The sequence below is a fragment of the Chloroflexota bacterium genome, from assembly GCA_034717495.1.
GTDB lineage: Bacteria > Chloroflexota > Anaerolineae > JAAEKA01 > JAAEKA01 > JAYELL01.
This window is the reverse complement of record JAYELL010000050.1, coordinates 1-23,701: the sequence shown is the minus strand read 5'-3', so window position 1 is coordinate 23,701 and position 23,701 is coordinate 1. Positions and strand designations below refer to the sequence as shown.

The following is a 23,701-nucleotide window of genomic DNA, read 5'->3' as shown; positions in this document are numbered from 1 at the left end:
TTAGAACTATTGATGGTTCAAATTAGCAATATAACGATTATGGGCAGACTGACAATAGCAAACAAGGTTGACCAGAATATGGCCGATGCTGCAAACTTGGCATCAGCCCCGTAGTTTTTGGCTAGGATTACAGTTGTAATCCCCACCGGCATAGCTGCCTGGAGAATGGTCACTTGCGCAAATAGCCCATGCCAGCCCAGGATCGCCAGAGCGGCGAAAACAGTTATGGGAACAACAATCAGTCGAGTTGTAATCAATCCCGCCAATGGCAGTTGCCTCAATCCTGCTGGTTGGATATTGCCGATCTGGGCGCCGCCTACCAACAACGCCAACGGCAATGTGGCATCGCCCAGGGTCGAGAAGGGGCCGGCCAGCCACTCCGGGAACGGCCAACCACTGAAAGCCCACCCCAATCCGGCCACGACGCCCCAAATCAAAGGATTAAAAAACAGGGGTCGCCAATTATCGAGATGCCCCCCGTTAAGCACCCAAATCCCAAGCGTCAGTATCACTATGGTCGTGCCAAAATCGTACAATACAGCGTAAACAGCGCCCACAGGGCCAAACAGGGCCGCGCAAATAGGAATGCCCAGGAAAGCTGTATTGGCGATCATGATTGAAAAGCGGAAAGCCGATCGCTGCTCCGGCGCAACCCGGGCCGGCTTTTGCGCCAGCGTTGCCCACACGTAGCTGGTCAGTGTAACCACCAGGCCCATAGCGATAAGCACCGGCGCCGCGCTCAGCGACTCAAATGTGACGCTGGTTGCCATAATGAAGAAGAGATAAAACGGCAGCAAGACCTCAACGACCAACCAGGAAAGTTGGGCCAGTGTCTGTTCGCTCAATGGCCGCAACCGTTGGATGGCGAATCCCAGGCCAAATATGAAGAATACGGTGGTGAAGGCGGCGATCAGTTCCGGAATAGATTCAGTGTTGATTTGTTTTCCTACCCATGGTCCTGGCTAGCAGTTTCAAGGCATTCCTGAAAATAAGCTCGACCTTTTGTCACTTCTTCCAGAATCTGGTCGGACGGCACGCCACCATAGTCAACATTGACGTAGCTGTCATAGCCAATTGATTCAAGGCTTCCAAATACAGAAGGAAAGTCGATGGTACCCTGGCCGGCAGGCAGATGATAGGGCTGTGTGCCATCATTGTCAGCAAGATGGACATACATCAGCCGATGTTTGAGTTTGGGAATAACCAGGTTAAGATGCTCCTTGGTTGCGTTGGTATGAGCTACATCAAGCAGACAGCCTGCATTCGGCTCTCCGGCGTCTTCGATAAGTTTCAATACACCATCGCTTGTGCTGACCCAATCGCCCACCCGATTCTCGATGATCAGTTTTTGATCGTATTTGGCACTGATGCGCGCCATCTGGGCAAAACGATGGACAGCGTTGTCCCAGAACAGATCCCAGTCGAAATCTTCCGGCTCTCTGACCTGCATGGGGGGAGCGCCAGAATAGGGCTCGGTTCCGGCAACACCTTCGATTTCGGGCGGCATATAGGCGCAAATGCAGATCATGTCGCAGTGGATGCCCCTGCCAAATCGACAGAGCTGTTCATACTTGCGTAGATAGGCGTCCGCTATAACGGGGTTAGTAGAAAAGGCGCCATCTACCACACCTATGATCGCCGAGACGGTCATTTGATTGTCGGCCAGAACACGCTCGACCTCGCCGGTTCGCTCGATATACTCATCAAGGTCGTTATCGACGTTGATCTCCAGCTCGCAGTACTCGAAACCGGCCGAGTGCATTTCGGCCACAGCTTTCAGGTAATTGTCCAGCGTGTAAGGGAATCCGTAGCGGGTAATGGGATAGAGTGCGGCACAACCGATCTTCATAAGTAGTTCTCCTTGTATGTTCAAGTATTTGAAGAAAGAATGACGGATATCAGTCAGCGGTCGGCGGTCAATGGTCGGCTTTCAGTGGTCGGTGGTCGGCAGGAAAGCACTCCAATTGCGTAACTCCAGTTACATAACTCATGTTACGCAGTTCTACCGTCCGTGGTCCTCGGTCGCCGCGTCGCCGTGTCGCCGTGTCCCCGCGTCGCCGTGTCCCCGTGTCCCCGCGTCGCCGTGTCGCCGTGTCCCCGCGTCGCAAGGTCGCCGTGTCGCAAGGTCGCCGTCTTCCGGGCACATTGTTACCTGCGTAACTCCAGTTACATAAGACAGTGCTCCAGCAGCCACCGCCTGTGGCTTTCGGGAATCGGTTCCAGAGGTTCGGTTTCAAGCATCAGGAACAATCCAGTGCAGGGCAATGATTCAAGACAGCGTTCGGCTGTTTCAATGTTCTGAGCGCCCAGAAGCACCGGTTTACGCTCAAGCGCTTGCTCTATTATGGGTAACATCCTCTCAAAAGGTGGACCGCCGCTATCTGGCTGAAGAAAGATCTGGATAACCGTAAGCGCTTCCAACTCGAGCAAGTTTTCTATCTGGTGGTACTCTGTGTCGTGCGTATGAAAAGAGTGGTAAGGAAAACGACTCGTGATTCGCCTGTCGCAGGGCAAAGCAAACTCCCTGTACATTCTGGCCGAGACGATGGAAGAAATGTCGTTCTGCGGTGTGACGGCGTAGCCAGGTGCAAACATTTTCATCCGGCTGCAATAGCCGCCATGAAACGGTGGAATCCACGGCCTGACCGCTTCGCAAATGCCTATCCAGAGGTCGGTAAGTTCATCGAGAATAGCGGCAACTTCATCGGGGCAGTCGATAAGATCAAGCCCCATTCGCTCAGGCCCGCGCATGGCTGCCAGCGTGTCCAGTGGACCTCGCGTCTGCGGAAGCGTGACTGGAAAGCGCCCATCAGATAAATCAACCAGCACTCTGGTGAACTCAATCAGCCTCTGCAGCCAGGGATTGTCGGGATCAAAGGTGATTCGCTGGCGATCCGCGTAGCTATCCAGGCAAGGCTCGGCCCACAGTGATCCTGGTTGAGCCACCACCGGGCACCCGGCAATCGCCTCAACCCAGGGAACGCCAAAAGCGGGGGCAAATCCCTGAATTACATCGCTTTGCAGCCGGGCATCCTCGCCGTAGCAGTGTTCAACCCAATCCAATATCACTTCCGGCTGAATTTGGTCCGGAAATACTGGTTTTCCCATACCGAACTGCTCCAGCATTTCCGGGAGCGGACTTATGTCCGGTTCCCAGGCAAGCCCTATCATTGGCCGCTCCACAGATTCCCGCTCCAGCCACTTTTTGTAGCGTTCGATGCGTGTATCGATTTGAATCATCCTCAATTAACCAGATTCCCTTCTACTTTATTGCCCCGGCCATCAATCCCGCTGTAAGACGTTTCCTGACGAGAAGGAAGAGAAAAACAGTTGGAATCGTGGCGACAACGGAGGTGGCCATAAGGTAATTCCATTCTACAACATTGTTTTTTTCCCAGGAATATAGCGCCATCGTGATCGGCTGCATGTCCCGATCAGAGATGAAAACCAGGGCGAAAATAAACTCGTTCCAGGCCGTAATAAATGCGAAGATCGACGTTGTGATCAGGCCGGGCATCGTCAACGGCAAGGCAATTCTTATCATAGTCTGAAATCTGGACAGGCCGTCGATCATGGCAGCATCCTCCAGTTCTTCAGGAATGTTCCGGAAGAAACCGGTCAACATCCAGATCGAGAAGGGAATGACAAAAGCCAAATTTACGAAGATAAGGGAGGCATACGTATCCAGCAGGCCCATAGTTTTCATGACTTTGAAGAGGGGAATGAGTATGATAACGGGTGAAAACATTTGAGTGATCAGTATGCCCAATCCAAACGCCCCTCTGCCAGCGAAATCGATTCTCGCAATAGCGTATGCCGCCGGTGCTGAAACAAGGATATTCAGAGCAGTGACTGCACCTGCTATGATAAACGTATTCACCAGGTGTCGAACCATCGGAATTCGAACAAAGATGTCTACGTAATTCTGCCAGACGACGACCTCCGGAATTAGCGTAGCTGGCGAGCGGAAGATTTCGCCCATCGTTTTCAATGAGGTTCCCACCACGACCAGAAACGGAAACACTGCAAAACTGACGATCATCGTTATGCCAATCAAACGTGCCGCGTTACCGAACCACCTGGTACTAAAAATGTTCATCAAGCTTCCTCCCGGTAAAAGAGCCTCCATTGCACGATACTTACAATGAGCAAGAAGAAGAAGGAGATTACAGCCAATGTACTGGCAGAACCAAAGTTGAAGTAAGCGAAGCCGCGTCGAAAAATCTCTGTAACCATGATTTGAGTCTTGTTTGCTGGCCCTCCACCGGTAATAACATAAATGAAAGCAAAACTGTTGAAAGACCAAATGACACTGATCAATAAGACGGCCAGGGTCACTGGGCGCAGCAGAGGCAAGGTAACCTTCCAAAATCGTTGCCAGCCCGATGCGCCATCTACAATTGCCGCTTCATACAGATCGGTGGGAATCGATTGTAATCCCGATAGGAAAGCAAATGTTGTAAATGGGAACGCTGTCCAGAAGCGAGCGATCAGAGCCCCTACAAATGCCGAACGAGCATTTGTAAGCCATTGAACAGGTTCATCGATAAGATGAAGAGAGAATAACAGCGAATTCAATTGGCCATACTCCGCGTTGTACATCCATTTCCATATGATTCCGGCTACAACCAGAGGCGTAGCCCAGGCGAGAATCAACGTCCCCCGCGCAATTTCACTGAAAATCGACGAGCGGCTAAGGAGCAGCGCGATAAGCAGGCCGAAAACCACGTTCAAGAATACAGAAGCACCGGTCCAAATAATCGAGTTATTGAGAACCAAACGAAACAAGTCATCTTTGAATAGAATATTGAAGTAGTTTTCCAGGCCAACAAAACGCACCCCTTTATAGGAAGTATGATAGAAACTGGTGCGAATCGTATCTACGATGGGCAACCCAATGAACAACAGTAACCATAGGGCACTGGGCGCTATCAACAGATATGCCAGGCGACGTTTCTGTTTTTCCATAAACACGCCCTCTCTTCAAACAATCGTCAGCCAGGTCTAGATCTGTGTGAGATTTCGCCCACACAGATCTAGGTTCAAAGCACTTTGCTATTGCGGTAAGTTCGGATCCTCAAGTTCGTTCACCAGGCGATCGTAAACTTTGTTGAGGGCTTCCTCGGCGGTCGCGTCACCGGCCAGAACCATCTGCACCGCTTCGCCCCAGCCATCCTGGATTTTCGTCCACTCTGGGTGCTTGGGGGTCAGGCGCAGAAGATCGGTCTGCTCAATGTAGTTCTGAATTGGCTGTGACTGGTAGTAAGAGTCATCCGCTACCTTATGGGTGAGCGGCACACCTCCGAATTCCTTGTCGAACAGAACGCGGTTCTCCGGCTGCTGAATGAATTTGACGAACTCGTAGGCCATTTCTTTGTTCTCCGAGGCAGAGAACATTCCGAATAGATCTACGATCAACAGCATGTTGTGATCTCCACCCGGATTCGGTTCTGGAAGCAGAATGGCTTCGCATTCGAGACCCGCATCCCGACACTGTTTGTCTTGCCAGGGGCCGCTGAACATCATAGCAACCTTGCCGGCGGCCATCTCAGCATAGCACTCGTTGGCATTCAGAGTCAGAATCCCAGGTGGCATCGCCCCATCCACCAGCTGCATGTTCGTTAAATCGGTCACATACTCGATTGCCTCCGGGCTGTTGATAGCCAGTTTTCCATCCTCGTCAAAGAAACTGGCTCCATAGCCCCACATCATGCCGATTTGCTCTTGCATAATGTGTTTCTGGCGACCAGCGCCGATGCAGAAACCGTAAACCTCCGGCGGGTTGTTCATCTTCTTTGCCAGATCCATGACCTCATCCCATGTAGTCGGCGGCTCGTCGTAACCTGCTGCTTTCATCAGATCGGAGCGCACAAAGAGGGTCCTGTTGGCGCCTAACAGTGGCACTGCGTAGGTCTTGCCCTTGTATTCACCGGCACCCAGGCCTGCAGCCACCCACTCCGCCCGCTCTTCATCACTCATGAAGTTGTCAAGCGGTTCAAGAGCTTCTCGTTCGGCATATTCCGAAATCAGCCCCATGAACAGATAGGCCAGATCCGGTGTATTGCCTCCTTCGATCATTGTATTGAAAACAGTCGGGCCCTCGGCGTAGGGAATAAACTGGTATTCGATAGTCACGTTGGGATACGCTGCTTCAAAATCTGCCTTCCACTGCTGGTAGGTGTCGTACTCAGCCCCCATCCAGGCAATCTTCAGTGCTGTAGGCTCACCGGTCTCCTCTTCGGCCACCGGGGCTTCAGTTGCAACTGAAGGAGCCTCTTCGACAACCGGGGCTTCAGCCGCTGGTTGTCCAGCTGGCACGGCGGTACATTGCACAGTGACCAACAACACGATCACAAGCAAAGAACATAACCCAAAAACACGAAACAACTTCTTCATGATCGTCCTCCTAAGACGTGTGATGCGGCACAACTTCACCGCCAAATTGAAAACCGAAATCTCGACCGCCGACTGCTGACCGCCGACCGCTGACCGCCGTATCGCCGTATCGCCGTATCGCTGCGTCGCCGTGTCGCCGTTCTCTGAAAGCCGTCCGTCGTCTTCCGAAAGCCGTCTGCGGTCCGTCGTCTGCTGTCTTCTGGAAGTCGTCTGCTGTCTTCTGGAAGCCTTGGTCCAACTGTTACCTGCGTAACATCAGTCACTGATACATAATTTTTCCTCCTTTGTTGAAGCATGGGCATCGTGCCAACGTGAATTCCCTGTCGATAACCGGAATCGAATGAATTATCCCGTAGAAAATGCAAGTTGACCGGACGTAATCGTATGGATCACTTCCAGCTCCGAGTTGAGAACAGTGACATCTGCATCCTTGCCCGGTTCCAGGCTGCCTTTGCGGTCAGCAACTCCCAGAATACTGGCGGGAGTTGTACTGACCATACGTAGGGCATCTCCAAGTGGAACATCCATCAAGTGGATAGCGTTGCGCAAACATCTGTCCATGGTGGTTATGCATCCCGCATAGGCACTGCGGTCCGGCAGGTATGATATTTCCTCTTCTACGACCACATCCACCCCCCACAGGTTATACACGCCCGGCGGAAGTCCCGCCAGAGGGCTGTTATCCGTTATGATGGCCAACTTGTCCGCCCCCTTGATCTTGTATGCCAGCTTCATCAGGTTCGGAGAAAAGGTATAGCCATCGGCGATGATCTGGGTAGTGAGCCGATCATCCAGCAAAGTATATTCAACCAAGCCGGCAACGCGGGTGATGTTCTCCCGCTGCAGAGTCGTCATATTGCCATAGAGGTGTGTCGCATTGCTTAATCCTGCTTCAACTGCCATCTCGATATCCTGCTCGAGGGCCATTGTGTGCCCGGCGCTGACCAGTATATCGTTCTCTCGTAGAACTCGAATCAACTCCAAAGCTCCAGGCAGTTCGGGCGCCAGGGTGACCCACAGAATAACATCCGGGTATTCAAGGATAGCCCCATATTCATCCGGATCCGGGTTGCGAATGATGTCGTTGTTGTGCGCTCCCCTCATTTCCCGGTTGATATAGGGGCCTTCAATATGAACACCGAGGATTTCAGCACCCGAAAGACGCGGCCCTGACATAGCCTGGCGCGCCAGTTCCAACCCCTGGAGAATATCTTCGATGGCAGCACTTACGATCGTGGGCACAAAAGCCGTTACTCCCTGTTGCGGCAAATATCCTGTGATTTTTTCCAGGTCAGCCAGTTCTGCATTCGCTAACTCGTAACCCAGAGCGCCATTTGTATGCATATCGATGAAACCGGGCACAATGGTCCCGCCCCTGGCATCCAGATGACTTGTGCCGCCAGGGATTTCCACCTCTTTTCGCGGCCCAGCTGCCTGAACAATGCCTCCTTCGATGAGCACAACCCCATCTTGAATAAAGGTATCAACGATGAAAACATCGCCATTTTCAATTGCTAACATCGTTTCCGCCTTGCTGTTCATGCATTACGTAAACCTTCACAAAGAAATGGGGTACGTCCCTTTTTCGCCGGCTACACGGAGCATGGTCATATAATTCTCATATTTGGTTCCGACCTGCACCGAATTGCTTGTGGTGAGAGCAAATCCCCCCCCCGGCGCTCCATGCTTCAGGCAATACTCAACTGCGCGCTCAACATCCTCAGGCATGCCGTTGATAAGCGTTTCAGCTTCAATGGCACCGAAGAGAGCCACCCGGTCACCAATCTTCTCTTTTAGACGCTTGATATCCATGCCGACGCTCGGTTGAATTCCATGCAGGGCGTCTATCCCGGTACCCACCATCATATCAATCAGTGCCCAGGTATTGCCGTCGCTATGTTTGAGAACGTATACCCCTTCCTGCTTGAAGGCATCCACCTGTTGCTGCATATAGGGCAGGATAAATGTTTCAAACTGAGAGGGTGACAGCCAGGGGCCAGTGTTGATGCAGTAATCGACGTTGATTTGCACGGCGTCAACCCCTGCCGCAATAAGGATTTTGCCATATTCAATCGCCCGCCTGGTATACGCTGCCAAAATCGCGTGCACTGCATCAGGGTCGTCATACATCATCATCAGGAACGTGTCAATCGGAATAGACAAGCCCTCGCCCGGGATAGGAAATGAGCCGTCGGTCCAGGTCGAGGGAGCATGCCAGCCGCGCCCGATAATGAAGTGAGTCTCACCCAATTCCTGAACGACGTAGTTGACCAGTTCCAACTGAGACTGGTCAACTGCTGGTGGGGTGCGATGCATCTCATCCAAAATGGCTGGAGTGATTCTGTGTGAGTCGATGCACAGAGCATCGCCTGTCTGGTCCGGGGCCTGCCAGATATTGCCGTCAGCGTCTTGCCATTTGAGTTTATCCTCAGCCAGAAACCGTCGGGGACGGTAATCTACACGGTCGCTGTACGTCAACCAGACCGGGACAATATCCCAGTCAAGAGCTTGCACCAGAGCTACCAGATCCTCTTTCTGGCTGCGCACCACTTCGTCGCGCCGCCCTTCCCAGATTGCCCGGCGCTCTTTACCCTGGGCACGATAGTACGTTTCACGTCCCAACACCTGCTCGATGATCGGGTAGTCAATTCCCATTTCTCCAATGGGAACTCTGTCCGGCTCTTTGTGAGCCAGAGCCAGTTTTACCCTTTCTTTGCCGGTCAAGGGGGGATTTATCACCATTTCATTCCAGTTAGCTCGGTCATCATCCTCTCCTCGGTACAGGCCAGAAATCCCAAATCATCCCTGGATTTCTTCTTTGGCCCGTTGCGCGATTCGGTCAAGTTCCCTGACTTGCTCCCGGTCCAGGTATTCCCGATGCTCGCCGTTTTTCAGGATGCCCCGAACTTTGTCTTTTGCGTGATCTAACATACCCTTTCGGTCCTGCTGGAAACTGCCCAGCATACGCCGGTCGAAAAGTTCGGGAAAGAATAGCGTTTCACGCATATACTCCAAGGTATGGTCTTCGGCCAGAAAGCTGCCACCAATACCGATCTTCTTAATATTTTCAAGGCCGATATGAGCCTCGTCCACCTCAAACCCTCGAACGAAATGCTCCAGGCTTTGGCATAACTCGTAGTCGATAACAAGCTGGGCCAGGCTGGCTACTCCGCTTAGACCAAGTATCCCCAAACCCGCGGAGAGAATACGGCTGCCCGCCAAGACGGCAACAGTCGCACTGAAGGTCTTGTCGATTCCAGCTTGCACATCAGGAAACTTGGCATCGGCACTGAGCGCATAAGGGTAGATTGGATCGGGATCACCGTAATAGCGCTGTAAGTCCATGCAAGCCAGAAAGAGCAGATTTGCCTCCGCAGCGCTTTGACTGGCTGCTCCCCGCCTCATATCCATAATCGCCGGCCCGCCACTATAGCCTACAATCCGTCCCAATAAGACCCAGTTCATGATGTTGCAGGCTAATACCTCTGCAGATTGCATCACAAGATAACCTGATAACGTCAGGGGAGTTGATGCACCCAGAATAGGCATCACACCTCCTACACCGTATCCCTTTTTTAGGCCAAAATCCTTGAGTTCGAAGACGATATCAAAACCATGGCGGCCAAACTGGAGCGGAGGGGTTGCAAACGCCCACGAACAAAAAGGAGGCGATTCCTTGAGCGTTTCATCGGAATCACAGATCACCCGCCCCATTTCCAGGAAATAGGGAACCACCTCCGGGCTGTATATCTCGACAAAATCAGAATAGGGGTAGTGTTGAGCCGTCACCCTGAGCGCGTACAGGTCTTGTACCATCTCCGGCGCATCTTGCGGCAAAAAAACAGGATGCGCGGTCACTGCACCGGGCAGTGAATTTACCACCCGGCAGGCATCGACCAAATCCTGCTGCGTTGCCGGGCGCAGTTCGTCGGTTTCAAGATCGTGCGCAATGGTGGCCTGGGCAGTTGCTACAGGCACAATCCGGGCATCATCAGGAATACGATTCCGATCGAGTGGCAGAGTGCCCACGTATCCATCCACCAGGTTGCCAGGATCCCGCATACTGCGGACCACATCCTCGGTTACCGCCTCGGGGAACTTTACGACCGTACCCTCGACCAGACAGCCAAAATCTGAGAGCAAGTCACGCATCCGGGGGTGATCCACTCGTACCCCCACATCGCGCAGGATTTCAATCGCTGACCCATGAATTAAATCCATGTTGGCCTGAGATAGAACGTGAATAGATGATTCAAACATCGTGGTGTTATCCTTTAACCCCAGTCATCGTCATACCTTCGATTACAAAGTTCTGCAAAAACAGGTAGATGATTAACATCGGAATAACGCTCAGAAACGCGGCAGCCGTGATGATGGTGTAATCTGTATGCCACATTCCGGTATAGGTCGATAGTCCCAGCGTAACCGTCCGCATCTTTTCACTGGTGACCATAACCAACGGCCACAGGAACTCGTTCCACGTCCAGATGAACTTGATAGTACCCAGAGTGGCCAAAGCCGGTACCGACAAAGGTATGATAATGCGTAAGAATATCTGGAATTCAGACAGCCCATCAATGCGCGCCGCATCGAGATAATCATTCGGGATCGAAACGATGAACTGGCGCATTATGAAAATACCAAAGGCGCTCAACATGGCAGGTCCCATTATCCCCAGGTAGGTATTCACCAATCCCAGACGATTGAATAACAGATACAGCGGGATAACAATTATCTCAAACGGTATCATCAGAGCTGCCAAAATGAAGACAAAAAACAAGACTTCTTTGCCCGGAAATTCGAACTTGGCAAAGGCGTAACCGGCCAGAGAGGAAAAAAACAGGGTAACCATCGTAGAGCTGCTCGCGACAATGAAGCTGTTGAGAAAGAAGCGCAGAAATGGCTGGCGTTCAAAAACGGTAACGTAGTTTTCGAAATTCAGAAAATCATCGGGAAGAATGGTCACAGGCAGTCGGTAGATCTCGTCTGAATGTTTCAACGAGGTCAGCACCATCCAGATGAAGGGGAAGGCCATAATAATTGCCCCAATGACTATCATGATGATCAGAACAGACTGCTGCAGTCGTTTTGTGTTCATTAAGGATTTCATTTTTCTGGTGCTTGCATTGCCGATCAATACTCCACTCGTCGACTCAGGAGTTTCCATTGCGCCACGGTCACAATGATGACGATCACAAAGAGACAGATGGCAACAGCCGAAGCTTCCCCCATCTTGTTCCACGAAAACGCCAGATCGTAGATATGTAAAACAACCACCCGGGTGGAGTTGACCGGACCGCCGCTGGTGGCGATGAAGACCAGGTCAAACACCTTGAGCGCATTGATGATCTCGATGACTGCCACCAGTACGATTTGAGGATTGAGCAGGGGAAAAGTAATGTGCCGGAACCGGGCCACAGCCCCGGCGCCATCAACTTTGGCCGCATCGTAGTATACGGATGGAATACCTTGCAAGCCAGCCCAAAAGATAATCATATCGAAGCCGAGCCGCATCCAGATGTTCATTATCGCCAGGCTGGGCAAAGCCTGACTGGGGCTAGAAAGCCACATTTGACCTTTGATGCCCAGAGCTTCGAGAAGGGCGTTCAAAAGACCGATGTCGGGCTGAAAAATCCAACTCCAAACAAAACCAACAGCCACCGCAGAAGTGATGACAGGCAAAAAGTAGATAGCTCGAAACAGGTTCCTGAACGGGAAATTGGATGCGGAATGGAAAAGTACTGCTGCTAAGATGGCTAAGGCCATCGTCAGCGGTACACTGAGAAGCGCCAGTACGAAGGTGTTCTTCATGCTGACCCAAAACAGCTTGTCGTTCAGCACTTCCGCGTACTGTTGGAGACCGACAAATTCTGAACCTCCCGCAACGCCCCAGGTGTTAAGAGAAAGCCAAAAAGCCTGGAGAGTAGGATAGGTAAATGTCAGCAAAAAATACAGGATGGCCGGAAGAATGAAGAGATAGGCTGTTCTGATCTGCCGATCACGCATACTCTTCCCCATCAGGATATTGACAGCCCTATTCATTCATTTTCTCTCTTGAGGATCACACTTCCGTGAGAAACAAGTGCGCCGGAAGGCTCACTGCAAACTCTGTTTGGATATGGTAATAGTTTGTAGGTTGAAAACCCCTCCAGGGGCTTGGCCTCCGGCCGGAGGCCAAGCCATCGTTCAAGTCGGCAGACTACTTATTCAGTAGCTCATCCACATCTGGAACCGCATCGTTAAGCGCTTCCTCGGCGGTTTTCTGGCCGAACAACACCTCTTCAACTGCCTGACCAACGCGAAACGATATCTCGTTGATAAACGGCTCACCGTAGTAGGGACTCGCCGGGTTATTGATGATCTCCAGCTCGGCCTCATAATCCGGACGGGTGGTAAAGTAGTCTGTCTCAAAATTGGCATTATGCAACGGCAGTGTGCCGTTGATCTGGGCCATTTCCATATCATATTCAGGATTGAGCGTCATGTAGCGTATCCATTCCCAGGCCATGTCTTCGTTCGGGCTGAACTTGTTGACCATCATCGACGTCTGGAATAACAGGCTCAAGCCAGGGTTACAATCCTCTTGTGGGATGGGCACTACAGCATAGTTGATGTCCGGGGCCGAATCTCGAAGGACACCCACCGTCCAGGCCTCACGGAAGAACATACCGACCTGCCCGCGTGAGAATGCATCCATCGGCTTGCCTACAGTGAGGCTGGACACGCCGTGCTCATTGACCAGGTCGCCATAGAATTGCAGCGATTCGATCGCTTCAGGACTGTTTAGATACCCGTCGGATGTTGTGCCATCCTCGGAATATAATTGGCCGCACCAGGCGTGCAAGAACGGTAGCCACTTGTCAGCGATTCCTCGCGGGTTGCCCGAGTAACGGACACCAAAGCCCACTTCGCCGCTATCACTGAGCTTCTGTGCATATTCAAGAAGTTCGTCCATTGTCTGGGGTGGTTTAGCAGGATCCAGTCCCGCTGCCTCGAACAGATCGGTGTTGTAGTAGAGCATCACCCCCAGGTCGGACTCGATGGGAAAGCCGTAGTAGTGGTCCTCCCACTGAAGATATGGTTTGATGTTGTCAACGAGAATCTCATCCCACGCCTCATTTACGTCATCAGGAGCGGGGGCCGCCACCTTCAGGCCACCAGCAAAATAAGGAACCTTTCCCATCCACATGTCAGGTGCGTTCTCTCGGCCGGCAAACGCGGCCAGATACTTGGCATCACTTCCTTCGTAGGGAATGGGCACGAATTCGATATCTACGTCGGGGTACTTCTCCTGGAACCCGGCCAACTTTTCCTCAAAGAAGGGATACATGCCAGGGTATTCCTGGTCGAGGAAGCTCCAGAACACCAGCTTCACCGGGCCTTCTGGTTCTGGAGTGGAGGTGACAAGCACCTCTTTCTCAATCACCTGAGGTGGCGGTGGAGCACATGACACAATCAGCATCGTGAGCATCAGCAAAACAACCAGCGTGAACAGATTTTTCCTCATCAGCGTTATCCTCCAATTCTCTGCGCTTGGGTTTCTACATGGCGACAACAACAATCAATAGACTGCTTATTTCATTGTACAAACCTCCTCGAATACGAGAGCAAGTAGGCGAAAAAGAGAATCGCTGGCTATGTCACGGGAATAGTGATACTAACCGTCCTCCTTTCTCCCCCTACCAGCAGTCAGAGTAAGAATAGGCAGGACCTCGGCACTTTGGCGCAAGATTCCGATCTTTAGATCTGGCGACTCGTTCAACCGTTGGCCGATGTATTCGTTCAACTTGCCGGGCCAGACATGACGAAACCCCATACTTTGGCATACCGCCGGCGAAATCCCCTCGGTCGCCAAAGTGATGTTCATCTTATCCTTGATGTCGTTGAACACAATGGCTTCAGCCGCCGTCAGGGGATCAGGGGCTTTATGCGCATCGATCAGTTTCCAAACTTGATCGTTTGTCATCTTCCCCACATAGTCGGCCAATTCAGGATGAGCCGGACTGATACCTTCGATACAGCCAGACACCAATACGATTTCGCCGCCCGGTTTGGTGGCCGGTTCGGCTGAAGTAATACCTTTATCTGCCTGATAGAAATCGAAGTCCACGGGGGAAGTGCTGCTGATCACCAGATCGGCCAGTTCGGGAATGGGCAAGCCGTACACTTGTTTGGAAATCTCGACACCCACACGATGGGCCTGAATGAAATGCCCTGCCACCGCATCCACCAGTTCCCCCTCACGATTCAAAATAACGTTCAGGATAAAGTTCAGGCCAATCTTACCGGCAAAATCTTCCATCTCCCGGCGCATGGGCGTGTCAACCCGGCCCAGGGAGGGTTCCCGGCTGCCAAGAAAGTGCATCTGGGCCACCGTCTCCTCACCGCCCACGCCCGGCAACACTGCTTTGGCGCCGGCGCTCCAGCCGGTAGGATGATGGGGGATGATGTTGCCGATAGCCAGGCGAAAATCGGCCTCGACGACATCCTTATTGACCAGAATGCGCGTCCCCCGCTCGGTCGTCCCGTAGTCCACCAGTTTGGCCGGATCCTTGTAGTTGTGGTTCAATACCGGGATGCGCGACAGGATCGGGTCGCCGTATTTTTCATCCTTTTCTTCGGCTGTCATGGGACGATGCGTGCCGGAAGCAATGACTGCCTGAATGTCACTGTCGGGAATCCCTATCCGATTCAGTGTATCCAGGACAACCGGCACTATCTGCATGGTCGGCGTGATACGCGTATTATCGTCTATGATAAGGGTGACTTTTTGGCCCGGCTGGACTATTTCATGCAGGGGGGGGGCGCCAATCGGGGCTGCCAGCGCTTCTTGAAGTTTTCGACCAAGGTCGGCTGCCGGCGGCATGTCAAGTGGACTTAAATCAAAGATGATGTTTTTGTCTGGGATATTCAGTGCAATATCCCGGTCTACATATCGAATTCCAATCATTCTTACCTCCCGAAATTCCCGTATGTCATACAGACCTCGTGGTAGGCCGCATAATTCTCGAGCGAAATATCTGGTCCGATGGAACCCGATCCAATGAGCACCCCCCCGTCGCGGGCTACATCGATGATCTCACGCGTCGAGGCCTGAATTTCTTCGATCGGGCCGTTGATCAAAATCCCCGAATTGTCCATCCCCCCCGCCAAAATCAGCTTGGGATAGCATTTCCGTAGTTCGACCACCTTCATATTGGCGCGAGGCTCCACCGGGTTGATGCCATCGATGCCCGCGTCGATGAGCATATCCAGAATCAGACGGATATCGCCATCTGAGTGAAAAAGCACGTACCTGGCTCCGGCTTTTTTGTAGGCCTTGATCATTCGCTGATAGGCCGGCAGAAAAATCCTCTCAAACGAGATAGGACTGATCATCGGGCCAGTGTTGTAGGCTATGTCATCGAAAATCCAAATGCCCGTGTCCTGCAGTGACCAACGCTCAATTTCCTGAACACCCACCGCCATCAAATGATCAGCCATCTTGTCAGCAATGGCTTTGGCCAGTCCGGAATCACTGGCAATATCCGTCAGGAACTGCATCTCGCCACGCACATACGTCGACCGAAGGTATGGCCCACCTGTCTTGCCAAAAACACAGCCTTGCTGCTTGGCTTGCTGAAGGGCCTTTTCAACTTTGGACAGGCTTGGCGTTCCGTTGATCAATGGAACATCAAGAATCGTTTCGGTCTCGACCTCTATGAATCGAACATCGAGGTCTGGAGAATCGAACTCGACAGTATCTAAATCCTTGCCCTCCGTAATGGGCACCCCAAGTATTTCGACGAAGAAAGCACCTTCTCTGGATCGAACAGTCCGCCCCCATTTATCAACCTCATAGATGTGACCCTTTTCCTTCTTGATCTTGCGTGCCTTTGTCGGAAACGCACCCTCGTTTGGGGACCAGATGACGACGTCGGTAACCCTCTCGACAGGTCCCAGCCTCTTTTCCCAGGACTCTGAATATCCCCAGAAATGCTCAACTCGGGGAATCGCATCAGGTGGTCTGAATGAACAAGCTGCCAAAACACGTTCTTTGGAATTCATAGCGAAATCTAACCACCGGGCCCGGTGTCAGGTCTCTCTCGTGCCTATCTCACGATCAATAGCCTTCAGAATCCACGTCTTGCTGATCGCAAGATGCTCAATCATGGCTTGTTCAGCCTCTTTGGGGTTTCTGGAAGCAATGGCATCGTAAATCGCCTGATGCTCCGCCACCGTCGACTCGATTCTTTCAGTGTATTGGTTGGATAATGTGATGTACTCTCGAAGTATGTCCTGCAACGAGAGCATCAGGCGACACAGCAACTCATTGTGAGAGGCTCTTGCGATGGCATGATGAAATTTCAGGTCAATTTCAGTTTCTCGTTCGAGGTCCCTGCCCTCAATCTCCAACAACTGCTGGAAAACACAGATTTTCTCAATCTCTTCCGGCGTGGCCCGCCGGGCTGCCAGAAAAGCAGCCTTAGCCTCCAGCGCTTCCCGTACCTCGACAATCCTGTCGACTTCTGTTACATTTAGAAGAAGAGGCCACTTGATTTGATTCGATAGGAAATTGTAGAAATTTCGGGTTACATACGTGCCATCCCCTCGTTTAGCCTCAAGCAGACCGGAGAGCGTCAGAAGCTTCAACGCTTCACGCACTGTGGTCCGTCCAACATCCAACTGCCGCGCCAAGTCGCGCTCTGGCGGTAACCGATCCCCCGGTTTCAATGCCCCTGTCGACAACAGACCCATCAACCGTTGAGCGACAAGCTCAGTTGCCGTCTTCTGCTCAATCGGCTCCAAAGATAATCCTGCTAGGTTTGCCTGCACAAGAAATCCCTTCCCGTTATACGGCTATGCGTTTTCTCGTAGGTCAGACCAATTCCTGACCAGCATATCACATTCTTTTTGCTCTGTCAATAGAATTTTCACCGGATTCCGGTTTTGACACGGGTCATGGTCCATGGTATGCTGGCTCAACATTTGAAAGGTAAACCATCATGGGTAACTCAGGGGCAAGACAACCAGGAGGGATTTCATGGAGAATCAGGGGTTCAGCGTCCAATTGCGTGCAATTTTAGCAGTCCTGTTGATGTTCACAGGCACCATCCTGCCAATCCCGGCCGCGGCAGCCCCGCTGGGCACGGCATCCCGGCCCCTGCACAGTCCGCAATCTCAGGCCATCGTGGTCAACGAATTTTTGGCCTCGAACCAGAACGACCTGCTGGATGAGGATGGCGATAGCAGCGACTGGATCGAGCTGTTTAACCCGATGGCAAGCCCGGTCGATCTGACCGGCTGGGCCCTGACCGATAATGCCGGCGACCTCGACAAGTGGGTCCTGCCCGCGCGCATCCTGGACGCCAACCAATACCTGGTGATCTTCGCCTCCGGCAAGGACCGTACCCCGGCCAGCGGCCAGCTGCATACCAACTTCAAACTCAGCGCCTCGGGGGAATACCTGGCCCTGCTCGACAACGCCATTCCACGCCAGGTGGTGGACCAGTTCTCCCCCCAATTTCCAACACAATATGGCGATGTGTCATACGGCAGATACGACGCGGCCGGCGAGTATCGCTACTTTTCCCACCCCACGCCCGGATCAGCCAACGACACCGGCAGCGCATACCTTGGCGTAGTGGCCGATGTCAACTATAGCGTTTCCAGAGGCTACTACGACAGCACCCAGTTTACCGTTGAACTGCAGACCAGCACACCAGGCGCGTCCATTCGCCATAGCCGCTCCGGCCTGGCACCCGATGCCACCTCCGGCGCAGTCTACAATGGCCCGGTAAGCATCTATGACTCGATGCCGCTGCGCGCCGTAGCCCACAAATCTGGCTACCTGGAATCTCACGTTGGAACCCACACCTACCTCATGCCTGCCCGGATCATGCAACAGCCGGCGGATCCCGTAGGCTTTCCTTCTACCTGGGGAGCCTATCCGGCAGACTACGAGATGGATCCCACAGTGGTGTATGATTACTCCGACACCCTTCCGGATGATCTGCGTTCACTGCCTGCCTTGACTATTTCAGCCAGCCGCGCGGACTTGTTCGATCCGGTTACCGGCATCTACGCAAACCCTGTTCAGAGCGGCATGGAGTGGGAACGCCCTGCCTCCGTGGAACTGATCAATCCGGACGGTTCCACCGCCTTTCAAATCGACGCGGGATTGCGCATCCATGGCAATTCCACCCGTCAGCCTGATGTGACACCGAAACATTCCTTCCGCTTGCACTTCCGGGGCGATTACGGTGCCTCTGTCTTTGAATATCCCCTGTTTCCCGATTCCCCGGTTGACACCTTTGAAAAGTTGGTGCTGTATGCCCTGTTGGACGATGGCTGGATCCTGCGCGGCGAGCGCGCATTGTACGTGCGCAACCCCTGGGTCGGCGGCACCGAGACCGCCATGGGTCGCCTGGCAGCCCATTACAAGCCGGTTCATCTCTACCTCGACGGGCTGTATTGGGGACTCTATGCCATCACCGAACGCATCGACGGCGATTTTGCCGCCTCATACTTCGGTGGAAACGAGGACGATTTCGACGTGATCTATGATGTCGGCGTCGGAATCGTCAGGGCGGTCAACGGCGACACCGTGGCATGGAATGCCATGATGGATCTCGCCGAGGCGGGCCTTGCCGACCCGGCTCGTTATCAGGCTGTTCAGGAATACCTGGACCTGGCCGACCTGAGTGATTTCATGCTGGTCCACATCTACAGCGGCAATACGATCCCATGGAAGGATGTCGATTGGAAGGCTATCCGGCGCCGTGCACCCGGGGAAACATTCGACTTCCTCTGCTGGGACAACGGCAGCTTCCTGGAAAGCGCCTACCTGGACGACTCCGATGTAGGCTCGGGCGCAGATGACGGCAACACCCCCGCTTACCTCTATTGGCGACTGCGCGACAATCCGGAATTTCGTCTGTTATTTGCCGACCGCGTCCATCGCCATTTCTTCAACGGTGGTGTTTTTTATGTCGACCCGGCCAACCCCAGCTGGGATCCGGCCCATCCGGAACGCAATCTGCCCGCCTATCGCCTGACGCAATTGACAGATCTGGTCGATCGCGCCGTGGTGCCCGAGTCCGCCCGCTGGGGAGATGTGGTGAACCCCGGCACATCCTTTAATCGGGATGACGATTGGGTCATCGAGCACAACCGGATGCTGAACGAGTTTTTCCCGCAACGCTCAGCAATTGTGCTCCAGCAACTGCATTATCTTGATCTCTACCCGGCGGTGCAGGCCCCCAGCTTCAACCAACATGGCGGTTCCGTGCCGCCTGATTTCCAACTTACGATCACCGCTCCCGAAGGGCTTATCTACTTCACCACCGATGGCTCAGACCCTCGTATCCCGATCTCTGGCACGGTGTCACCCGCTGCCACCCTCTACACCGCGCCGGTATTCCTGCCCGCGGGCACATCTCTGGTCAAGGCACGCGTCTTGAGCGGGGATACATGGAGCGCCCTGAATGAAGCGACTTTTCTGGCTCCTCAGGGCCTTTCAACCCTCAAGGTAACCGAGATCATGTACAACCCGGCCGGCGGCAGTGACTACGAGTTCATCGAGCTCCAGAACATCGGCCCGACAACCCTCGACCTGTCAGGCGTCCAGATTCGCGATGGCATCGACTTCACCTTCCCGCCCGGCGCATCGCTGGCCCCCTCCCAGTTTGCCGTCCTGGTCAACGACTCCGGGTTCTTCCCGATCCGTTACCCCGGCATTCCCATGGCAGGCCAATTCGACAGAAATCTGGCCAACGAAGGCGAGAACCTGGACTTCTTCGACCCCGTTTCGGGCACGATATTCATGTCCGTCCGCTACCACGACGATGAGGAACCAGGCTGGCCTGAGGCCCCCGATGGCGTTGGTTATTCCCTGGTCATCGTTGATCCCAACGGCGATCCCAATGCCGGCTCCAACTGGCGCGCCAGCACCTTTCCCAATGGCTCCCCTGGCGAGGAAGACCCGCTGCCCTTTGACGGTGGGGTACTCATCAACGAACTTCTCGCTCACAGCGACGCACCCTTCGAGGATGCCATCGAACTGATCAATCCCACAGGCAGCCCCATCGACGTCGGCGGCTGGTTCCTGAGCGATGATAACGACACCTTGAAGAAATACCGTATCCCCAATGGCACAACCATTCCCGCCAACGGTTTCTACGTCTTCTACGAGTATCAGTTCAACCCCACGCCCGGCCTGCCGCCCAGCTTCGCGCTCAGCGCCGATGGAGAGCGGCTTTTCCTCTCCGCGGCCCAGCCCGATGGCACGCTGATCCCCTACTCCACCGGCGTGCGCTTCGGCCCCTCCGAGACCAACAGGTCCATGGGACGGTACCCAACTTCCACCGGCGTCGACTTCGTTGCCTTGAGCCGAAGCACCTTTGGCGTCGAGAACCCCGCCTCCCTCCAGCAGTTCAGAACCGGCACCGGCGCCCCCAACGGCTATCCATTGGTCGGCCCCGTTGTGTTCAACGAGCTCATGTACCATCCGGCACCCGGCGCCCTGGAATACATCGAGTTGCTCAATATCACCGATAGCCCGATCCCGCTTTTCGATCCTGTCTACCCCGGCAACACCTGGCGCCTCACCGACGGCATAGACTTCGCCTTCCCGCCCGCCGCCATGATCCCGGCCCGTGGCCTGGCTCTGGTCGTCGACATCGATCCAATTCTTTTTGCCGGCATCTACAATGTGCCTGCCGAGGTGCCTGTCTTCGGTCCCTACGACGGCAGCCTAAGCAACGGGGGCGAAGGTCTGACCCTCGCCAGGCCCGACACGCCCGTGGCCGGCATTCCTCCCTACATCCCTGTGGATCGCATTCTCTACAGCGATAGCTCTCCCTGGCCAGGCACGCCCGACGGCTCCGGTCCATCCCTGGAACGCCTTTCCGGTCCCACCTATGCCAACGACCCCGTCACCTGGCACGCCTCTGCCGTTGGCGGCACACCTGGTTTGCCCAACGACGCCTGCTATTTCGCCGATCTGCAGCCCAACGCCGACCACACATCGCCCGCTTCCTGCGATAGCGATGTGGATGTCGCCGACATCCAGCGGGTGACTGCCTGCTGGAACCAGCCGATTGGCACCGCAGGTTGCCCGGCTACCTTCAATGTCGACGGCCTGGGAGCTTACGTCACAGTTGGTGACCTGATCGCGACCGCCACCCGCTGGGGCTGGCGGTAAGAAAATCAGCCCGGGAATTGACTTTATGACTATCCGAACCCCAGTGAAGATCCTTTTTGTTCTGTTGTTCGCCAGTCTTGTTCGACTGCCGATCATCCAGGAAAATGTGGCTGATACCAGCCAATCCATGGTACTTCGACCGGCCAACGCCGCCCAGGTCGAGACCCTCTATGTCACCCGCGGGCCTTACCTGCAGATGGGCACGTCAACCAGCATAAACATCCGCTGGCGTACCAACCTGGTAACCTACAGTCGTGTACTGTATGGCCCCTCCCCGGACAACTTGATCTGGAGCGTGAGCAATGAGGCCGGAACCACGGAACACGAGATTACCCTCAGCGACCTGACCCCCGACACGACCTATTATTACGCTGTCGGGACGACGACCCAGATCCTGGTTGGAGGCGATCCAGGCACCTACTTCATCACGTCTCCACCGCTCGGCCAGTCGCGTGACACCCGTCTCTGGATACTGGGAGACTCCGGCTCGGGTGGCACCGGCGCCCGTCAGGTGCGTGACGCCTATTACGCCTATGCCGGTGACCGTCACACCGACCTCTGGCTGATGCTGGGCGACAATGCCTACTACTCGGGCACCGACCCCGAATTCCAGATAGGCGTGTTCAACACCTATCCGGAAACGCTGAAAACCAGTGTCCTGTGGCCCGCTTACGGCAACCACGACGCTGTCAGTGCATCCGCTGCCACCCAGACCGGACCCTATTTCGACGTCTTCACCCTGCCCACCATGGGCGAGGCAGGTGGCGTCGCATCAGGAACTGAGGCCTTCTACTCGTTCGACTACGGCAACATCCATTTCATCGTGCTCGATTCGACGGAATCTCTGCACTTCCAGCGCGACGTAATGCTTGACTGGACCGTGGCCGATGCGAATGCCACCCAGGCCGACTGGATCATCGCCTTCTGGCACCACCCGCCCTACAGCAAGGGCAGCCACGACTCCGACGAGGAGTGGGGCATGATCAAGATGCGCGAGCTGTTCCTGCCGGTCCTGGAAGAGGCTGGTGTGGACCTGGTTTTCACCGGTCACAGCCACAGCTACGAGCGGTCTTTTCTGCTGGACGGCCACTACGGCTTATCCACCACGTTGCAGGACTCGATGGTTCTCGATGACGGCGACGGACGGCCCGCCGGCGACGGTGCCTATGACAAGACGATCGGGCCGCACGGCGGCGCCGTTTACGTGGTGGCTGGCAGCTCAGCCAGGCTTGGCTACGGCGCGCTCAACCATCCAGCCATGTTCACCTCCATGAATATCCTGGGCTCTGTTGTCCTGGACATCCACGAGAATCAGATAACGGCCATCTTCCTGTCCAATCTTGGCGAGCAACTGGATACCTTCACGCTCACCAAACCAATCGTCACGCCGACCCCGTCGCCGACTGCGACGCACACTAACACCCCTTCCTCCACCGCCACACCGACCCCATCGCCGACCGCGACGCACACCAACACCCCCTCCCCCACCGCCACACCCAGTCCTACACCGACCAGGACCCCAACAGAAACGCCCACGCCCACACCGACGGAAACGCCGACCCGGACACCCACCGCAAGCCCGACCGCCACGCCGTCCCCCCAACCCATGTATATCTTTTTGCCCATGCTGATGAAATAATCAGCACCTTCCCTGCTTTGAAAACAGCCCCATTGAAGGTGCGTAATCGTCATCCTCGCGGACGCGGGGAATGCGGGAGTAAAGCGGCCAGGTGGCCTGTCTGCAAGACGCCTGAAAGGCCGGAGATATGTTGGTGTCCACCGCATCCCCATTTTCCTTCATCAGGATGCCGGACAGCCAGCCATAAGGTGCAACGCACTTGCTCACATGGCTCCAAAGGCGTCATTATCGGATTCTTATTCAAATCGGCTTGATCTTGTAGACCAAGTGCGTCGCACCTGAGTTCTTGCCTTATTTCCTTATTTCCTTGTTTCCCTGTCTACTTATTTCCTTGTTTCCCTGTCTACTTGTTTCCCTGTTTCCCTGTCTACTTGTTTCCCTGTTTCCCTGTTTCCCTGTCTACTTGTTTCCTTGTTTCCTTGCCTACTCGCCCACCATATTATCGATCAATGCCTGGCCAAATTCGCTGCACTTCACCTTGG

The 23,701-nt window shown here is 54.1% G+C and carries 17 protein-coding genes; 2 read left to right on the top strand and 15 right to left on the bottom strand.

Going from position 1 to position 23,701, the window contains the following annotated elements; genetic code table 11:
- Nucleotides 1-17 precede the first annotated feature (17 nt).
- The 15 genes from U9R25_09605 to U9R25_09535 form a co-directional block, all read right to left on the bottom strand.
- Nucleotides 18-911, bottom strand: coding sequence for an AEC family transporter (locus U9R25_09605; GenBank protein MEA3336151.1), 894 nt, complete (start codon nt 909-911; stop codon nt 18-20).
- A gap of 35 nt (nt 912-946) precedes the next feature.
- Nucleotides 947-1,849, bottom strand: a complete 903-nt coding sequence (locus U9R25_09600; protein ID MEA3336150.1) for a sugar phosphate isomerase/epimerase — start codon at nt 1,847-1,849, stop codon at nt 947-949.
- A 317-nt stretch (nt 1,850-2,166) separates the two neighbouring features.
- Nucleotides 2,167-3,240, bottom strand: a complete 1,074-nt coding sequence (locus tag U9R25_09595; GenBank protein MEA3336149.1) for a hypothetical protein — start codon at nt 3,238-3,240, stop codon at nt 2,167-2,169.
- Nucleotides 3,241-3,262: 22 nt separating this feature from the next.
- On the bottom strand, nt 3,263-4,099 hold the full coding sequence (locus tag U9R25_09590) for a carbohydrate ABC transporter permease (GenBank protein ID MEA3336148.1): 837 nt from the start codon (nt 4,097-4,099) through the stop codon (nt 3,263-3,265).
- Nucleotides 4,099-4,968, bottom strand: a complete 870-nt coding sequence (locus U9R25_09585; GenBank protein ID MEA3336147.1) for a sugar ABC transporter permease — start codon at nt 4,966-4,968, stop codon at nt 4,099-4,101. The genes U9R25_09590 and U9R25_09585 overlap by 1 nt, the downstream gene beginning before the upstream one ends.
- 87 nt (nt 4,969-5,055) lie before the next feature.
- Nucleotides 5,056-6,396, bottom strand: a complete 1,341-nt coding sequence (locus tag U9R25_09580) for a sugar ABC transporter substrate-binding protein (protein MEA3336146.1) — start codon at nt 6,394-6,396, stop codon at nt 5,056-5,058.
- A gap of 345 nt (nt 6,397-6,741) precedes the next feature.
- The gene (nagA, locus tag U9R25_09575) at nt 6,742-7,917 is read right to left on the bottom strand and encodes an N-acetylglucosamine-6-phosphate deacetylase (GenBank protein ID MEA3336145.1); all 1,176 of its coding nucleotides are present in this window, start codon (nt 7,915-7,917) and stop codon (nt 6,742-6,744) included.
- 36 nt (nt 7,918-7,953) lie between these two features.
- On the bottom strand, nt 7,954-9,120 hold the full coding sequence (locus U9R25_09570) for a uroporphyrinogen decarboxylase family protein (GenBank protein MEA3336144.1): 1,167 nt from the start codon (nt 9,118-9,120) through the stop codon (nt 7,954-7,956).
- Nucleotides 9,121-9,195: 75 nt separating this feature from the next.
- Nucleotides 9,196-10,656 (bottom strand): trimethylamine methyltransferase family protein, encoded by a 1,461-nt coding sequence (locus tag U9R25_09565; protein ID MEA3336143.1) that lies wholly within the window; start codon nt 10,654-10,656, stop codon nt 9,196-9,198.
- A gap of 7 nt (nt 10,657-10,663) precedes the next feature.
- Nucleotides 10,664-11,533: a carbohydrate ABC transporter permease gene (locus U9R25_09560; protein ID MEA3336142.1), complete on the bottom strand. Its 870-nt coding sequence runs from the start codon at nt 11,531-11,533 to the stop codon at nt 10,664-10,666.
- The gene (locus tag U9R25_09555; GenBank protein MEA3336141.1) at nt 11,530-12,342 is read right to left on the bottom strand and encodes a sugar ABC transporter permease; all 813 of its coding nucleotides are present in this window, start codon (nt 12,340-12,342) and stop codon (nt 11,530-11,532) included. The genes U9R25_09560 and U9R25_09555 overlap by 4 nt, the downstream gene beginning before the upstream one ends.
- Before the next feature lie 253 nt (nt 12,343-12,595).
- The gene (locus U9R25_09550) at nt 12,596-13,903 is read right to left on the bottom strand and encodes a sugar ABC transporter substrate-binding protein (GenBank protein ID MEA3336140.1); all 1,308 of its coding nucleotides are present in this window, start codon (nt 13,901-13,903) and stop codon (nt 12,596-12,598) included.
- Nucleotides 13,904-14,053: 150 nt separating this feature from the next.
- Nucleotides 14,054-15,346 carry a nickel-dependent lactate racemase gene (larA, locus tag U9R25_09545; GenBank protein MEA3336139.1) on the bottom strand — a complete coding sequence of 431 codons (1,293 nt, stop codon included), beginning with the start codon at nt 15,344-15,346 and terminating at the stop codon, nt 14,054-14,056.
- Between the two features lie 2 nt (nt 15,347-15,348).
- Nucleotides 15,349-16,443, bottom strand: a complete 1,095-nt coding sequence (locus U9R25_09540) for a uroporphyrinogen decarboxylase family protein (GenBank protein ID MEA3336138.1) — start codon at nt 16,441-16,443, stop codon at nt 15,349-15,351.
- A 27-nt stretch (nt 16,444-16,470) separates the two neighbouring features.
- On the bottom strand, nt 16,471-17,184 hold the full coding sequence (locus U9R25_09535; GenBank protein MEA3336137.1) for a FadR/GntR family transcriptional regulator: 714 nt from the start codon (nt 17,182-17,184) through the stop codon (nt 16,471-16,473).
- A gap of 235 nt (nt 17,185-17,419) precedes the next feature.
- On the opposite strand from U9R25_09535, the gene U9R25_09530 reads away from it, so the two are divergent.
- Nucleotides 17,420-21,580: a lamin tail domain-containing protein gene (locus U9R25_09530; protein ID MEA3336136.1), complete on the top strand. Its 4,161-nt coding sequence runs from the start codon at nt 17,420-17,422 to the stop codon at nt 21,578-21,580.
- 25 nt (nt 21,581-21,605) lie between these two features.
- A complete protein-coding gene (locus tag U9R25_09525) occupies nt 21,606-23,219 on the top strand; it encodes a metallophosphoesterase (GenBank protein MEA3336135.1) in 1,614 nt (537 codons plus the stop codon).
- The last annotated feature ends 482 nt before the right edge of the window (nt 23,220-23,701 follow it).

Excerpts from the sequence above, each read along its gene's own strand:
- U9R25_09600 (MEA3336150.1), bottom strand. The coding sequence starts at position 1,849 with ATGAAGATCGGTTGTGCCGCACTCTATCCCATTACCCGCTACGGATTC.
- U9R25_09595 (MEA3336149.1), bottom strand. The coding sequence starts at position 3,240 with ATGATTCAAATCGATACACGCATCGAACGCTACAAAAAGTGGCTGGAG.
- U9R25_09590 (MEA3336148.1), bottom strand. The coding sequence starts at position 4,099 with ATGAACATTTTTAGTACCAGGTGGTTCGGTAACGCGGCACGTTTGATT.
- U9R25_09585 (MEA3336147.1), bottom strand. The coding sequence starts at position 4,968 with ATGGAAAAACAGAAACGTCGCCTGGCATATCTGTTGATAGCGCCCAGT.
- U9R25_09580 (MEA3336146.1), bottom strand. The coding sequence starts at position 6,396 with ATGAAGAAGTTGTTTCGTGTTTTTGGGTTATGTTCTTTGCTTGTGATC.
- nagA (MEA3336145.1), bottom strand. The coding sequence starts at position 7,917 with ATGTTAGCAATTGAAAATGGCGATGTTTTCATCGTTGATACCTTTATT.
- U9R25_09565 (MEA3336143.1), bottom strand. The coding sequence starts at position 10,656 with ATGTTTGAATCATCTATTCACGTTCTATCTCAGGCCAACATGGATTTA.
- U9R25_09550 (MEA3336140.1), bottom strand. The coding sequence starts at position 13,903 with ATGAGGAAAAATCTGTTCACGCTGGTTGTTTTGCTGATGCTCACGATG.
- larA (MEA3336139.1), bottom strand. The coding sequence starts at position 15,346 with ATGATTGGAATTCGATATGTAGACCGGGATATTGCACTGAATATCCCA.
- U9R25_09540 (MEA3336138.1), bottom strand. The coding sequence starts at position 16,443 with ATGAATTCCAAAGAACGTGTTTTGGCAGCTTGTTCATTCAGACCACCT.
- U9R25_09530 (MEA3336136.1), top strand. The coding sequence starts at position 17,420 with ATGGAGAATCAGGGGTTCAGCGTCCAATTGCGTGCAATTTTAGCAGTC.
- U9R25_09525 (MEA3336135.1), top strand. The coding sequence starts at position 21,606 with ATGACTATCCGAACCCCAGTGAAGATCCTTTTTGTTCTGTTGTTCGCC.